Source organism: Ureibacillus xyleni, from assembly GCF_900217795.1.
GTDB lineage: Bacteria > Bacillota > Bacilli > Bacillales_A > Planococcaceae > Ureibacillus > Ureibacillus xyleni.
The window spans coordinates 26435-41878 of record NZ_OBMQ01000004.1; the positions used below are offsets into that span (position 1 = coordinate 26435).

The 15444-nt window shown below is 35.0% G+C and carries 18 protein-coding genes; 16 read left to right on the plus strand and 2 right to left on the minus strand.

What is annotated here, in order from left to right; all coding sequences use genetic code 11:
• The first annotated feature begins 7 nt into the window (after positions 1 to 7).
• From CRO00_RS07160 to CRO00_RS07185, 6 genes are all read left to right on the plus strand, one after another.
• Positions 8 to 1231, plus strand: a complete 1224-nt coding sequence (locus CRO00_RS07160) for a branched-chain amino acid ABC transporter substrate-binding protein (RefSeq protein WP_097073001.1) — start codon at positions 8 to 10, stop codon at positions 1229 to 1231.
• An 80-nt stretch (positions 1232 to 1311) separates the two neighbouring features.
• Positions 1312 to 2298 (plus strand): branched-chain amino acid ABC transporter permease, encoded by a 987-nt coding sequence (locus tag CRO00_RS07165; RefSeq protein WP_097073002.1) that lies wholly within the window; start codon positions 1312 to 1314, stop codon positions 2296 to 2298.
• Between the two features lie 9 nt (positions 2299 to 2307).
• Positions 2308 to 3603, plus strand: a complete 1296-nt coding sequence (locus CRO00_RS07170) for a branched-chain amino acid ABC transporter permease (protein ID WP_097073003.1) — start codon at positions 2308 to 2310, stop codon at positions 3601 to 3603.
• Between the two features lie 11 nt (positions 3604 to 3614).
• Positions 3615 to 4385, plus strand: coding sequence for an ABC transporter ATP-binding protein (locus CRO00_RS07175; RefSeq protein ID WP_097073004.1), 771 nt, complete (start codon positions 3615 to 3617; stop codon positions 4383 to 4385).
• Positions 4386 to 4402: 17 nt separating this feature from the next.
• On the plus strand, positions 4403 to 5110 hold the full coding sequence (locus CRO00_RS07180) for an ABC transporter ATP-binding protein (RefSeq protein ID WP_097073005.1): 708 nt from the start codon (positions 4403 to 4405) through the stop codon (positions 5108 to 5110).
• Positions 5111 to 5199: 89 nt separating this feature from the next.
• Complete coding sequence (locus CRO00_RS07185; RefSeq protein WP_097073006.1) at positions 5200 to 5679, plus strand: SRPBCC domain-containing protein; 480 nt, start codon at positions 5200 to 5202, stop codon at positions 5677 to 5679.
• Between the two features lie 42 nt (positions 5680 to 5721).
• Here the strand turns inward: CRO00_RS07185 and guaC are convergent, their stop codons facing one another.
• Positions 5722 to 6705, minus strand: coding sequence for a GMP reductase (gene guaC, locus CRO00_RS07190; RefSeq protein WP_097073007.1), 984 nt, complete (start codon positions 6703 to 6705; stop codon positions 5722 to 5724).
• A 227-nt stretch (positions 6706 to 6932) separates the two neighbouring features.
• On the opposite strand from guaC, the gene CRO00_RS07195 reads away from it, so the two are divergent.
• The 7 genes from CRO00_RS07195 to CRO00_RS07225 all read left to right on the plus strand — a co-directional run bounded on the left by CRO00_RS07195 (position 6933) and on the right by CRO00_RS07225 (position 11167).
• On the plus strand, positions 6933 to 7166 hold the full coding sequence (locus CRO00_RS07195; RefSeq protein ID WP_097073008.1) for a hypothetical protein: 234 nt from the start codon (positions 6933 to 6935) through the stop codon (positions 7164 to 7166).
• Between the two features lie 110 nt (positions 7167 to 7276).
• Positions 7277 to 7492: a hypothetical protein gene (locus CRO00_RS07200; protein WP_097073009.1), complete on the plus strand. Its 216-nt coding sequence runs from the start codon at positions 7277 to 7279 to the stop codon at positions 7490 to 7492.
• 215 nt (positions 7493 to 7707) lie between these two features.
• Complete coding sequence (locus CRO00_RS20535) at positions 7708 to 8538, plus strand: 3D domain-containing protein (RefSeq protein WP_202615638.1); 831 nt, start codon at positions 7708 to 7710, stop codon at positions 8536 to 8538.
• A gap of 149 nt (positions 8539 to 8687) precedes the next feature.
• Positions 8688 to 9146, plus strand: a complete 459-nt coding sequence (locus tag CRO00_RS07210) for a hypothetical protein (RefSeq protein ID WP_097073010.1) — start codon at positions 8688 to 8690, stop codon at positions 9144 to 9146.
• A gap of 17 nt (positions 9147 to 9163) precedes the next feature.
• A complete protein-coding gene (locus CRO00_RS07215; protein ID WP_097073011.1) occupies positions 9164 to 9469 on the plus strand; it encodes a hypothetical protein in 306 nt (101 codons plus the stop codon).
• Position 9470: 1 nt separating this feature from the next.
• A complete protein-coding gene (locus CRO00_RS07220; RefSeq protein WP_097073012.1) occupies positions 9471 to 10751 on the plus strand; it encodes a glutathionylspermidine synthase family protein in 1281 nt (426 codons plus the stop codon).
• A 2-nt stretch (positions 10752 to 10753) separates the two neighbouring features.
• Positions 10754 to 11167, plus strand: coding sequence for a DUF350 domain-containing protein (locus CRO00_RS07225; RefSeq protein ID WP_097073013.1), 414 nt, complete (start codon positions 10754 to 10756; stop codon positions 11165 to 11167).
• 61 nt (positions 11168 to 11228) lie between these two features.
• Here the strand turns inward: CRO00_RS07225 and CRO00_RS07230 are convergent, their stop codons facing one another.
• Positions 11229 to 11741 (minus strand): GNAT family N-acetyltransferase, encoded by a 513-nt coding sequence (locus CRO00_RS07230; protein ID WP_097073014.1) that lies wholly within the window; start codon positions 11739 to 11741, stop codon positions 11229 to 11231.
• A gap of 379 nt (positions 11742 to 12120) precedes the next feature.
• Between CRO00_RS07230 and CRO00_RS07235 the strand changes: the two genes are divergently transcribed.
• From CRO00_RS07235 to CRO00_RS07245, 3 genes are all read left to right on the plus strand, one after another.
• Positions 12121 to 13419: an ammonium transporter gene (locus CRO00_RS07235; RefSeq protein ID WP_097073015.1), complete on the plus strand. Its 1299-nt coding sequence runs from the start codon at positions 12121 to 12123 to the stop codon at positions 13417 to 13419.
• A 161-nt stretch (positions 13420 to 13580) separates the two neighbouring features.
• Positions 13581 to 14546 carry a DUF294 nucleotidyltransferase-like domain-containing protein gene (locus CRO00_RS07240; protein ID WP_097073016.1) on the plus strand — a complete coding sequence of 322 codons (966 nt, stop codon included), beginning with the start codon at positions 13581 to 13583 and terminating at the stop codon, positions 14544 to 14546.
• Positions 14547 to 14549: 3 nt separating this feature from the next.
• Entirely contained in the window at positions 14550 to 15266 is a 717-nt protein-coding gene (locus CRO00_RS07245; protein WP_097073017.1) for an exonuclease domain-containing protein, read from the plus strand.
• The last annotated feature ends 178 nt before the right edge of the window (positions 15267 to 15444 follow it).

The window sequence follows — 15444 nt, forward strand, 5'->3', positions numbered from 1 at the left end:
GTTTACTATGAAATTGAACAAATCATTTGGTGTACTTCTCTCAGGTGTATTATCAATTAGTATTTTAGCAGCATGTTCATCGGATTCAGGATCAAGCTCATCATCAACTAGTACGACACCAACTAACACTGAGCCAGCAGAAGGAACAAAGGTGATTAAAATTGCTACTCAATCCCCATTATCAGGCGGATCGGCAATCATCGGTGAAGCAATTAAACTAGGCGCTCAAATGAAATTGGAAGAAGAAAAAGCGAAATTTGAAGAAATGGGTTATACACTTCAACTTGAGCCATATGATGACCAAGCTGACCCGAAAAAAGGCGTATCAAATGCTAACCTTATAGGTGCAGATGAACAAATTTATGGAGTAATCGGTCACTATAACTCAGGTGTAGCAATTCCGTCTTCAGAGGTTTATGAAAAATATAATATTGCAATGGTATCTCCAGCCAATACAGCAGTGGAAGTCACTGAGCGCGGCTTAAAAACAGTAAACCGTATTGTTGGTCGTGACGATTTCCAAGGTCCTGCTGGTGCAGAATATGCTGTGAATGAATTAGGAGCAAAGAAAATCTTTGTAATTCAAGACAAAACGGCTTATGGTACTGGTTTAGCAGATGCATTTATTGCAGCAGCTGAAGAAGCAGGTGCTGAAGTTGTTGGCTATGAAGGGATTACAATTGGTGAGAAAGACTTCAATGGTGTAATCAATCAAATTTTAAATAAAAAACCTGATTTAGTATTCTTCGGTGGATTATATGCTGAAGGTGGTATTATCATCAAACAAGCTCGTGATAAAGGAATTGACGTACCATTCATGGGTGGAGATGGTATGGATTCATCTGGTTTAGTGGACATTGCCGGTGAAGCCGTAAAAAATACGTATATTACATCTGTAGCAGGGGATAGCACTGCAACAGATTCAGGTAAAAAATTCGTAGAAGACTATAAAGCGAAATTTAATAAAGATCCTGAAGGCTTCTCAGTTTATGGTTACGACTCAATGGGTGTATTTTTAACAGGTTTGGAAAGTGCAATTAAAGCAAATAATGGTGAACTTCCAGGAAAAGATAAAGTAGCTGAAGCTGTAAGAGCTGTAAAAGACTACAAAGGTGCCCTTACAGATGTTTCGTTTGATGAAAAAGGTGACAATGTAAACGCGAAAATTTTCCTTTATAAGTTTGAAGAAGCTAGCTATCCTCCAATTCAAGTAGGAGAAGTAAGCCAATAGTGATGAAAGGGTGTTGGGATCAGCTCTCAACACTTTTTCTATACCTAATGTAATCATGTATTTAATTTGGGAGGGATCATATGCTTCAAGAAATATTACAGAGTTTACCTCAAGTATTAGTAGACGGCCTTACACTAGGAGCTGTTTATGCAGTTGTCGCTCTTGGCTACACAATGGTATACGGTATTTTACAATTGATCAATTTTGCCCACGGTGAAGTATTTATGTCAGGTGCATTTATTGGTACAGCCTTTTTTATCTTAATTATGGGAATGGGCTGGGCATCTGCAATCCCGCAATTTATTTTATTAATTATCGTTTTAATTTTGACTGCAAGTATTACAGGTTTAGTAGGGGTTGGATTAGAGAGAGTTGCGTATCGACCTTTGCGTAATGCCCCTCGATTGATTCCATTAATCACTGCAATCGGTATTTCATTTATTTTGCAAGACGTCGTTCGATTTATTGCCGAGTTATTTAACGGAAACTATATCGTAACAGGTCCTTCGCTTTTTTCTGAGCAAATTACATTAAAGGCATCTGCTATTTCAAGTATTTTTTATGATGCTAGATTCAAAACATCATTCTTAATCGTTCTTGGCGTAGCAATAATACTAATGGTTGCACTTGATTATTTTGTTAATAAAACAAAATGGGGAACAGCAATGAGAGCAGTTGCCCTTGATCGAGAAACAGCTTCCTTAATGTCAATCAACGTGAACAAAGTCATTTCTATTACATTCTTTATCGGTTCTGCTTTAGGTGGAGCAACTGGAGTTTTATTTGCTGTCCAATACGGAACAATCGATCCTTATATCGGATTTATTTTAGGCTTAAAAGCATTTATTGCGGCTGTTTTAGGTGGTATTGGAAATATTCGTGGCGCGATGGTAGGCGGGATGTTGCTGGGGCTAATGGAAATGTTTGCCTCTGCTAATCTATCATTACTAACTGGTGGCGTATTCGGAGCTGAATATAAAGATGTATTTGCCTTTGCAATTTTAATTTTAGTACTAATCTTCAAGCCAGAAGGTTTACTCGGAAAACCTACTGCAGAGAAAGTGTAGGTGGGGGATATGAAAGGAAAATTAGCTACGTTCTTTTCTAATAAACAGTTACAAGTAATCTTATATTCTTTATTTATTATCGTCACTTCTGCTGCACTATATTTCTCTCAAAAATCGGTCGTATCATTTTTACTTTTGCTGTCTTCGCTATTAATTCTACACTTCATGAATTTGAAGAATGTAACGAAATGGATAGTAGCTCTTGGGTTACTCTTTATACTCATACCTTTCGCTTCGAGTGGTGGACCAGCTTTCCAGTCTTATATGGAAGTAGCAACAATGGTCGGCATTTATATTTCGATGGCGTTAGGGTTAAACATCGTAGTAGGGATGGCGGGTTTACTAGATTTAGGTTTCGTTGCCTTCTTTGCTGTGGGAGCATACAGTTATAGTATTTTCGCTACTTCACAAGCAAGTAATTTTATGCCTTTTGGTAATTTTCCCCTTGGAGGAGAGAGTTTTTGGGGTTTCTTAATTGTAGGTGGAATTATGGCAGCAATCGCGGGAGTTCTTATTGGCGTTCCAGTCTTGCGTGTTAAGGGAGATTATTTAGCGATTGTAACGTTAGGATTTGGAGAAATTATCCGAATCATCTTTAATAATGGAGATCGCCCAATCAATATTACGAATGGTGCAATGGGAATTGCATCTGTTACGCCTCCAGAAATTTTCGGAATGACACTATCATTTCCAAATCAATTCTACTTTGTCACTTTATTAATCTTAATGTTTACTATTTTTGCCGTGTTACGTATGGAGCATTCAAAACTAGGAAGATCATGGAAAGCTGTTCGTGAAAATGAAATCGCAGCTCAAGCAATGGGGATACCGTTAGTAAAAACAAAACTACTTGCTTTTGCACTTGGGGCTTCATTCTCAGGAATTATGGGTGTCGTCTTTGCAGCAAAACAAGCGTTTATTGATCCAACTAGTTTTACTTTAATGGAGTCTTTCACAATTCTCGTTATGGTTGTATTAGGCGGTATGGGTAGTGTGCCTGGAGTAATTCTCGGTGCTGCTGTTGTGACAATCTTAAACTTACAAGTATTAACAGAATTAACGAACTGGTTAAATCAATTAAGTTTATCAGGCGTTTTAACAATTCCAGATGCTTTATCACCAGCAAAAATGCAAAAATTCATTTTTGGTGCATTATTAGTTGCTTTTGCACTTTATCGTCCTAAAGGTTTAATTCCAGCAAAGAATAAAATTTTTGATGTGAAAAAGTTAAAAGATCACCGTCCAGATCATTTGAACAATGATACAAAAGAAAATTCGATTCCAATTGATAAGGTTCAAGTATAAGGGGGATCTCTATGACGATATTAGAAGTAACGAACATAACAAAACAGTTTGGCGGATTAACGGCCAATAAAGATATCACGATGAACGTTGAAGAAGGCAAAATTACAGCCGTTATAGGACCGAATGGAGCAGGAAAAACTACTTTTTTTAATATGATTACGGGAGTTTATCAACCTACTTCGGGAGATATAAAACTAGACGGAAAATCATTAGTAGGATTACGACCAGATGAAGTAGCCAAAAAGGGAATTTCTCGAACATTCCAAAACATAAGGCTTTTTGGAGAAATGTCTGTTATTGAAAATGTGTTAGTTGGAATGCATACTCATTTAAAAACAAATTTAATCGGTATTTTACTTAACTTACCTTTTACGAAAAAAGAAGAAGCTTCTGCTGAAAAGGAAGCTTATCGTTTATTAGAATATTTTGAGTTAGATCATTTATTAAATGAAAAAGCGAACAATTTAAGTTATGGAGCACAAAGAAAATTGGAAATCGCCCGCGCATTAGCAACGAAACCGAAGCTAATTTTACTCGATGAACCAGCAGCAGGAATGAACCCAAAGGAAACAAAGGAATTAACCGAAGTAATTAAGAGAATGGGCCAAGAATTTAATGTAACCGTTTTATTAATCGAACACGATATGAAACTAGTCATGGAAATTTCAGAACATATTGTTGTACTAGATCATGGGGAGAAAATTGCAGAAGGAAATCCGGAGCAAATTCGGACAAATCCAAAAGTAATTGAAGCGTATTTAGGTTCTGCAGCAGTTCATTAAGAAGGGAGTGAAAAGAATTGACAGTACTTGAAGTAAATAATATCGAAACATACTATGGAGCAATACAGGCATTAAGAGGAATTAGTCTCCATGTGGATGAAGGAGAAATTGTGACCTTAATCGGAAGTAATGGTGCTGGAAAATCGACAACGCTCAAATCGATTAGCGGATTAGCAAAAGTTAAAACTGGCACAATTCAATATAAAGGAAAAGAAATAACAAATAAACCACCACACCAAACAACTATACTAGGCATGGCCCATGTACCAGAAGGAAGAAGAATTTTTTCAAACTTAACGGTTAAAGAAAATTTGTTAATGGGTGCTTTTTCAGTGAAAGGTAAAGATGTGATTCAGGAACGAATGGAACAAGTGTTTACTCACTTTCCAAAATTAAAAGAACGGTTAAATCAAAAAGGTGGAACAATGAGTGGGGGGGAGCAACAAATGCTTGCCATTGGACGTGCCCTTATGATGAATCCGGAACTTTTAATGTTAGATGAACCTTCAATGGGGCTTGCTCCAATTATCGTAGAACAGATATTTGAAATTATATTGCATTTAAATTCTTCAGGCATCACCATATTATTAGTAGAACAAAATGCCTATCAAGCATTAAGCATTGCCCATCGCGGTTATGTGATACAAAATGGTGAAATTGTATTAAGTGGCAAAGGATCAGACCTTGTCGAAAATGATGAAATTAAAGAAGCGTATCTAGCGTAAGTAACAAAGCGGCGGTCATCTGTAATAAATGGCCGCCGATTTCTATTTTAGTGTAAAATTATAGGAATGAGTGAAAAGGGGTTGGAAGTATGTTAGCAAAAATATTTAAAAATGATAATGGATATTCTGCAGAATACGAAAGACCATTTTTAAAACCTAAGGAAAAAGTATGGGAACATTTAGTTAACAACGATAATTTTAAACATTGGATGGATCATCTTGAAATTACGGATTTAAGTAAGGATGGAAATATTAATTTTAATTATAATGATGGTTCAGGAAAATTTGAGAAATTAAAAATAACAGATTATGAGGAAGGGTCAATCCTTGAATTTGAATGGGGAAAAGATATTGTTCGTTTTGAAGTGCTTTCATCAGATAATGGATCGAAACTTATATTGACAGAAAGGATTTCTAACATAACGGATCATACACCAAAAGATTTAGCAGGATGGCATGTCTGTTTAATGCGCTTTAGCAATGTCGTAAATGAACACCCTGATGAAGTAGCTGTAAGTGAATGGGAGAAATGGTATGGAGAGTATAAAACTTTGGTTGAGACCATATAAGTAAAACGCCCTCTCTGACTAGTCGGAGAGGGGCATTCTTTATTAATATACTTTATCCCCATTAAAGATGGAGTTTTTCACGACTACATAATCCACTGTACGGATTGCATCTAGTTTCGTTCCACCAGCGTAAGAAATAGATGATTGTAAATCTTGTTCCATTTCAACTAAAGTGTCCATTAATGACCCTTTGTATTCCACAAACATTTTTTTACCTTCAACGTTTTTCTTTTCACCTTTTTGGAATTCAGAAGCTGAACCAAAATATTCTTTAAACGTTTTGCCGTCTTTTGTCACCGTTTGTCCTGGTGATTCTTCATGACCAGCAAACAATGAACCAATCATTACCATTGACGCGCCGAAACGTACAGATTTTGCAATATCACCATGTGTACGGATACCGCCATCTGCAATAATTGGTTTTGTTGCAGCTTTTGCACACCAACGTAGCGCGGCTAATTGCCATCCACCTGTACCAAAGCCTGTTTTAATTTTTGTAATACATACTTTACCTGGTCCTATACCTACTTTAGTTGCATCAGCTCCAGCATTTTCTAATTCACGAACTGCTTCTGGCGTACCGACATTACCAGCAATGACGAAGCTTTGTGGTAAGTGAGTTTTAATATGTTTAATCATTTCAATTACTGCGTTTGAATGACCATGGGCAATATCAATTGTAATAAATTCAGGAATTAAATCTTCAATTGCTAGTTGCTCAATAAACGAATATTCCTCAGGCTTAACACCGACAGAAATCGAAGCAATTAAGTTGCGTGCATGCATATCTTTAATAAATTCAGCACGAGTTTCTGGGTTGAAACGGTGCATAATATAGAAGTAACCGTTTTCGGCTAATTTAATTGCGATTGATTCATCAATAATTGTCTGCATGTTAGCAGGTACTACTGGTAATTTAAATTTATGTCCACCAAACACGATAGAAGTGTCACATTCAGAACGGCTGTTTACAATACATTTATTAGGAATTAGTTGAATATCTTCATAGTCAAATACGTTATCCATTAAAAAGCACCTCGAAATCACGAATATTTTTTTAAATTGAATGCGAAATGTTCGCCCTTTGGTAATTTACCCTATTTTGAAGAGGATGTCAAAAGGAATTTGTAAAAAAATTTGATTATTTTAGTTTATCCTCTAAAAGTTGAAATATTTATGTAGATAAAATCATGAGCATTGTTTGAATAATAAACCATTCCACTCGTCATATTAACAACAAAGGAGATGACCTTATGCCAAGAGATACAGAGAATCAACATTCCCAAGCAACACCGCACTTTGATGGTCCTAGAGAAAGTATTATTAATGATCCAACAGCTTCAGGAGGAGAATCATTAGGTGTTTATACAGAAGCTAAACCAATTGTAGAGTTTGGTATGGAAAAGAATCCATTTAAATTTACTCCAAAGCAGGATCCGATGATGGAACGATTTGAGAAATTAATGAGAGGTTCTAAAAAAGAATAAACTCCACAATCCCGTCTTAATTCTTTTAGGACGGGATTGTTTTTATTAAGGCATTCGTACAAAAATATAAACAACTCCTTCATAAACTAGTTGAAGGAGGGAGCTAATCGATGCTTGATAAAATCAAACTGTTAATTGGTCAGCCGATTGGCGTTGCATTTAAAAATGGGCTGAGTGTCTCGGGTGTTCTTTGCGATGCAGATGAAAATGAAATTTGTCTTATGGAATATTTGTACCAAGCGAAATTTGTACAAAAATATTATAACTATGAGCAAATCCAAGGAATATATATATTTCCTAGTTGTGAAAATGATCTACTTAATTAATCTGTGTAATTTTAATACAGCTGTTAAAACATATAAGGGTTTAATCGAAAAGTTTTGCTTAATGCATAAGCAAAACTTTTTATTTTTTGGCTATTACAAATATTACGAATATTACAGTTAGATTCTATTTACATATCAAAACATAGATTTCGTGGATAGTATGAACTTTTAAAACATAAAAACTATTATAAGATTCATTGTTAGGAGGAAGAGTTATGAAAATTAAATTAACATTATCAATGTTAGTATTATTATTCATCGCATTATCATTAACAACGAATGTAAAAGCGGTAGAAATTGGGCGTACGATTATGCATACAAGTGAAGGTGGAGAAAAGAAAATTATCAATGAAATTATAGATGCATTCTTTTTTGATAAAGCGCATTATAAAAATATGATATTTTATAAAACTGTCCAACCACAAAAGTATGAGGTTCAAAAAGGGGATAATCTCTATCGAATTGCTTTAAAACATAATGTTGAATTATCTGACTTAATGAGTTGGAATAATAAAACCGATTCTTTAATACACCCTGGAGAAGAATTAATTATTAAAGAAAATGGAAATCGTGCTGAAGAAGAATCAATCCCTTCTGAAGCTCCAGTAGTTCAAGAGCAACCTTCAGAGAAAGAGGTACAAGCTGTTGTATCTGAGCAGGAAACAGAACAAGTATCTGAAGAAAATACGGAAGCAATAGCTGAAGTTGAAAAAGAAATTGTACCTGAAGAAAACTCTGAAGAAGTTGAAGCAGCAAGTGTTGAAATGACCGTAACAGCTACGGCATATACAGCCTATTGTGAAGGTTGCTCTGGAACAACTGCTATTGGAATTGATTTACGTGCAAATCCTAATCAAAAAGTAATTGCTGTGGACCCGAATGTAATCCCATTAGGTTCAAAAGTGTGGGTAGAAGGCTATGGGGAAGCAGTGGCTGGTGATACAGGTGGTGCTATAAAAGGGAATAAAATTGATGTTTTCATTCCTTCTTATGACCAAGCGATGGCATGGGGTCGTAAAACGGTAAAAGTGAAAATTTTAAATTAACATACGGGGCCTCTAGGGTTTATTTCCTAGAGCCTTTTTATTTTGTCATAATTACATTTTCTTAATTTATAGGGGATTTTTTACTAAACTTGAAACAAAACCGTAATATTATCCGTATTTGATGTATAAATAAAAAGGGGGGAAAAGTGATGAAATATGAAAATGCCGTTTTGGAATACAGATTAAAGAAAGGAAGGAATGAATTTGTCCCTTTATATTATTATTCTGATATAGATTTAGGAGAAATTTTAGCTAGAAGAGAATGTGAGTTTTTTGTAAAAAATGGAGTCACATATAAACAACTATCTTCGGGGTTAGAAGATCAGCTCTTTGTCATTTATTTAGAACTTTTTGAAGAAGAGCCGCCATTGGAGAATCAACAGACGAAGAAAAGTACAATACCATTAGAAATACGCGAATTAAATGCTCGAAAAAATCATCCAATTATAACAACTAAAATCTATGATAACCATTTTGATATATTAAGTGAGATAGGAAGTGTATATACATATACCGATGGAAAAGAGTGGGAACGCGATTCGGCAGAAATTGATGAAGACCGTAAAACGTATATCCTGTATGTAATTTCAACAGGTTATGAATGTTGAATGTGGGGGAAAAATGAATGTTAAATAAGACGAAGAAAATGATGGTAGGTGTCCTATCCGTTTCCTTAGTTACTCTTACTGCTTGTGGGGACGATCGACCAGCTGAACCAACTGGCTATGATTGTGACGATTGGGAATGGGATAAGGATACTGGAACTTATTATTGTGATGATGACGATTCGACTTATGCTCGAAGTTATTATCATGGAGGATCGATGTATAAATCTAAAAATGAACTGAAAAATAGCTCAAATTATCAAACCTATTATTCTAATTATAAGTCTGGTATAGGCAGTGGAACAAAAGGTGGATTTGGAGGATAAAATGGAGCCTTTTAAAAAGAAACGGCAACAGTTTTACCAGCAAATTGATAAATTTTGGCATGACTTATATGAAACAGAGTACGCCCTATTCGATGTAAAATGTATTTCTCGAGAAACAATGGAGAATATTCGTCTAGCAACAGAAAGAATTGGTTTAATCTATACAAAATGTGCTCAAATTTTGCGTCAAGTACCGGATGAAACATTGCTACAGCTAGGGTTTCCTCATACATCAATAGATTTTATTCGGCTGCGACCAATCCCATTTGAAAGTGTAATCGCACGAATGGATTTAGTCGTGCAGAATGAGAAAATTAAACTGCTAGAATACAATAGTGATACACCGACATTTATTAAAGAAACGTTTTTTGTGAATGGAAAAGTGTGCGAAGCGTTTGGTGTAGAAAATCCGAATGCAGGTTGTGAGGTCAAACTTCAACGTGCAATAAAAAGTGCAGTTAATTTGTCGTTACATTCAATAGATTTGAAAACGAGTCCAAATATCGTTTTTTCATCCCATGGAGATCATGATGAAGACCGCTTTACAACGATGTATTTGAAACGATTATTTGCGCGGGAAAGTCAATATTTGAGTTTAAGTGATTTAAGATTAATTGATGCGCCTGTTATGGAAAATGGAAAAGTGCTAATAGAACCAGGGTTGTATGACCAACAGGGGAGAAAAATAGATTTATTATATCGACAAACCTACCCAATTGAACATTTAATAGATGATCAGGATCCAAACAGCAATGAAAATGTAGGTCAATTACTATTAAAGTTTGTTCAAGAGAAAAGATTAGCAATTCTAAATCCGGCATCCAGTTTTTTATTACAATCAAAAGCGGTTATGGCACTTATTTGGGGGTTATATGAAGAAAAGCATCCATTTTTAAGTAGTAAAGAATTGGAATGGATTGAAACATATTTTTTACCGACTTATTTAGATGATGATTTATTTATTAGTCAAGGAGTACCGTATGTTCGAAAACCAGCCTTTGGACGAGAAGGGGATACTGTCGAGATTTTTAATGGTTGTGGTGAGAAAATTGAAACCCCGAAAAATCAAACTTATCAAAATGTTTTACAGGTGTATCAACAATTTATTGAACTACCGACAACACAAATCCAAACTGAACAAGGAAAGAAACTAGCCCATTATATGTTTGGTAGTTTTTATATAAATGGTGAAGCGAGTGCGATAGGTATTCGCGCAGGTGCTCAAATTACAGATAACGAGTCATATTTTTTACCAGTGGGGTTAGCGAAAGGGGACGAATAGTCATGGATATTATATCTTTAGGAAGTTTTTTACACTTTTTATCATATGTAGGTACAGGTCTACTATTACTTGTAATTGGTCTAATTGCCTTTGCCTTTACAACAAAATTTTCAGAATGGGAACTCATCAAACAAGGCAATGTGGCAGTTGCCTATAAATTGTGGGGTAAAGTCATTGGGCTAGGAATTACTATATATACGGTTTGGGGTAATAGTATGAATTTACTAGATGCCTTCATTTGGGGGATTGTCGGGATTGTTGCTCAAATTGTTGTATATTTAATCATTGAATATATTTTAACTCCGAAAACGAACTTGGCAAGGAAAGTGGAAGAAGGGAATGTTGCGGTAGGTTTTAGTTTATTTGCTGTTGGAATTGCTGTAGGGCTAATTGTGGCTGGTAGTTTAACATATTAAAATGTAAAGGACATAGTGTTATGTCCTTTTTCTAAGTATAACTATGTGAAGTTCTTCACAATCATCTAGGATTTTTTAAATAGAAGTAAAGGAGGTTATCTTTTAGTTCGGGCTCAACGCTAAAGCTAAACTTTTTCATTAACTGAATGGAGCGCACATTATTAGGGTCCACTGTTGCATCGATAATATCTAACCCCATGTTGGAAAAGCCAAATGTAATTACTTCATTCAATGCTTCTGATATGTATCCTTTTCCCCAATAAGTTTTATTCAAATCAAACCCAACTTCTGCAATGAATTTTTCCGATTTTCTTAAATAATGAAATCCGATTGTTCCGATGAATTGTTCGCTCTCTTTTTCATACAAACCCCACCTACATCCTTCATCATCTAAATGATATTGTATGATTTCTTCAGCCTCCTTTAAATTGCTACATGGTTCGATATCCATAAACTCCGTAATATGGAAATCCGAGAAATGCAAAAAAACTTTCTCTGCATCTTCAAGGGTAAAAAGTTGTAATTTAAGCCTGTCTGTTTCCAATGAAGGATACATAATATTTTTATTGGACATGTAAAATTCACCTCGATTTTTATTCTTCGTATGAATTCTGCATTGAAGGAAAAATACCTTTTTACATGGGACATTTTTACAAATGAATAAAAATCGAAAGTTTTTTAAGTGATGAAATATCACGTATAACTTCATGTTCTACTTATTATCTAATTAAAATATTACTTTAATCGAATAATTATATAAAGGGAAAATTTCATCAAAAGAATCGATCGAAACCTAGAAATTATGCGGTTTTTGTGGGTTAGTACCTGTTTTTGCGTATATTGACATGAATTGAAATTGAGGTAAAATAAACGTAAATAAACATGTTACATTTCCTTACATCAACGAATAATATAAAGTAACATGTGTTTAAAGATGAAGGGAGAATGATTTTATGGAAGCAGTTCAAGTGTTAATGGATAACTTATGGGTAGCAATTGGTGCCATTTTAGTGTTTTTCATGATTGGCGGATTCATTTTACTTGAAGCAGGATCAACACGAATGAAAAATGCAGGTCACATTGCAGGTAAGACAATTTTTACAGCAGGTATCGGGACATTAGTTTTCTGGGCAGTCGGATATGGATTTATTTATGGTGAAGGTAACGCATTTATCGGATTATCAAATTTCTTTTATGGTAACGCATCACCTGCAGACGGAGGACTTACTCCAGCAGTAGATTTTTCTTTCCAAGTTATGTTTGCAATCGTGTCATTAACAATTGCATTTGGTGGTTTTGCTGAACGTGCAAAATTATCTAGTTATGTAATCTTCGCAGTAATCTTCTCAGCAATTATTTATCCAGTAGTTGCACATTGGATTTGGGGCGGTGGCTGGTTAGCCGAACATGGAAAACAAGACTTTGCAGGTTCAACGGTAGTTCATTTAACTGGTGCAATGGCAGCTCTAGCAGCAACAATGATTCTTAAACCTCGTATTGGAAAATATAATAGAGATGGTTCTTCAAATGTTTTAGCTGGACACAACCAAGTTTATACAACTTTAGGCGTATTAATCTTATGGGTAGGTTGGTTCGGATTTAACGGAGCAAGTACATTCGGTGTTGCAGATGGATTTTTAGGATATGTGATATTAAATACCCAATTAGCAGCAGCAGCAGGTGCAGTTGCAGCAATGTTCACAGCTTGGGCAGTTACTGGTAAAGCAGATGTTCCAACGACATTAAACGGTGCATTAGCCGGTTTAGTAGCAATTACAGCGTCATGTGGTTTTGTCGCTCCTTGGGCAGCAGTAATTATTGGTTTAGTAGGCGGAATCATGGTTGTATTCAGTATGAAATTATTTGATAAATTGAAAATTGATGATCCAATCGCAGCGTTATCTGTTCATGGTACTGTAGGGGTTTGGGGAACACTATCAAATGGTTTATTTGCTTTACCTGCTTTATCAACAGAGATCGGTTGGGGGCAAGCTGGATTACTATATGGTGGTGGTTTTGAACAATTAGGCGTTCAAACATTAGGTGTTGTTGCTAGCGGCATCTACGCATTTGTTGTATCCTTCGTAGTATTAAAAATTATGGATAAAGCAATGGGTGGCCTTCGTGTTACAGAAGAAGAGGAAATCATGGGCTTAGACATTAGTGAACATGGCAGTTACGGTTATCCTGAACAAATGGCGCTTGAAGAGGCTAAATTAACAACGGCAGCAACGAAAGAGAAGTTTTCATAGTTAAACATTGTTTTATAAAAGCCTCTTACTAGGATAAGAGGCTTTTATTTAAATGGAAAATATTTCATAATAGTTTCTAATCTTTTCTATTAAATCGGGTGGGAATGAATCATTTTACATTCGATTTGCAAGCTCCCTAATGTTAAAAAGGAAGTGTTCGTATGCGAGATTATGAATCTATAAAAGTATGGAAGAATAGAAACGTTGTTAATGTTTTAAATGATACTACCGCACTCAACAAATTTCATGATGAAGTAATGCTAAAAGTTTTGGAAGTTGCGAAGAAGAAGTTGACGCAGCAACCACCCTGTGCTTTTGCATGGTTTATAACAGGGAGTGGGGGACGTTTTGAACAAGGCGTTATCAGTGATCAAGATCATGGTATTGTGTATGAGTATTCAACTATCCAAAACGATGAGTACTTTCAAGCTCTAGGTGAGGAAGTTTCATTTGGTTTAGATGCTGTTGGATACCCGTTTTGTACGGGGAAAATTATGAGTTCCAATTCACTCTGGCGAAAAAGTTTTGAAAATTGGGAGCAACAACTAATTGATTGGATGGAAAGTGGTTCTTGGGAAGTTATTCGCTATCTTCAAATTTTTTATGATGCCAGGGTTTTAGAGGGAAACGTAAATTTTATAAACAAATTAAAGAACACAATTTACAATTATCAACTACAACATCCTGAACTTTTACGTAGATTAGTGGAAAATATAAAACATGTAAAAAATGTGATTACTCCAATGGGGCGAATTATTGTAGAGCAACATGGGATATACCAAGGTTGTATAAATATAAAATATGCTGCATTTTTACCTTATGTAAACTCAATACGACTTCTTTCAATTGAAGAAGGGATTTATGAAACTTCTACTATTGATAGAATTCGAAAATTACAAGAAAAACGAAAATATGAAGAGTTACTTCATAATGGTGAGTGTCATTTTGAAAAGTTATTAAACTATCGATTATCTATAGATAACATTCAAGAATATGACAACACGCATTACTTAAATATCAAAAAATTATCAAAAGATGAACGGAGAGAGCTAAAAAATATTATTAAGAATGGTAAACGTTTGCATGATCTTGTAATAGAAATGACACTAGAAAAAAAGGGTGTTTAGCATATGGCTTTTGAACCTTTTATGCAGTTGATAAGAAGTGTACAGAAAAGAAGAATTGGTGTAGGTGGGAGCGTCCAAAACACTCAGCAAATGGCCTACTTACGTCATTTGCAAAAAGAAATGAATAAAGAAAATGCAATGTTAGTTCCTTTGCAAGAGTTAGATGTCGTTGTATTCGATATTGAAACAACTGGTTTCATCCCAGAAAAGGATTCGATTCTATCAATCGGTGCGATCAAAATGAAAGGGTCAAAGATTATTGAAGAGGAACAATTTTATTCTCTTATCTTTTATGATCAAAACATACCAAAAGACATTGTTGAATTGACCGGGATTTCGGATGAACTTGTTCGTTCTGCCCCAAGTATTGGTGATGTACTTATTAAGTTCTTTGAATTTAGTCAAGATGCAACATTTGTTGCACATCACGCGACACACGAAAGAAATTTTATGCAATATTATTCAACTAAAGTTTTTAAAACGCCATTCAAACATCGAATTGTCGATACTTCCTTTTTATATAAAATTATTAATCCGCAATTTCAAAACATTTCTTTAGAAAGCCTTTGTGAGTATAATAAAATCCCCATCATTGATCGTCACAATGCTTTATCTGATGCAAAAATGACAGCGAAAATATGGAGCATTTATATGAATAAGGCAATTGAAATTGGCTGTGAAACGTTAGAAGATGTATACACCCATTTTGCAAAAATTTAACTTAGTCGTTGTCCATTCAAAACATTATTGCAGAGCCTTATTGTATAAATATGAATTTGTATTGAATATTCTGAATAGTTTGTGTGCCCGGTACACCATTTTTGATTTCATCATCTAGTTAAGCTATCATTATGTTACGAAGAATTAAAGTTTAGTAAAAAAGTAGGATTGTAAGTGA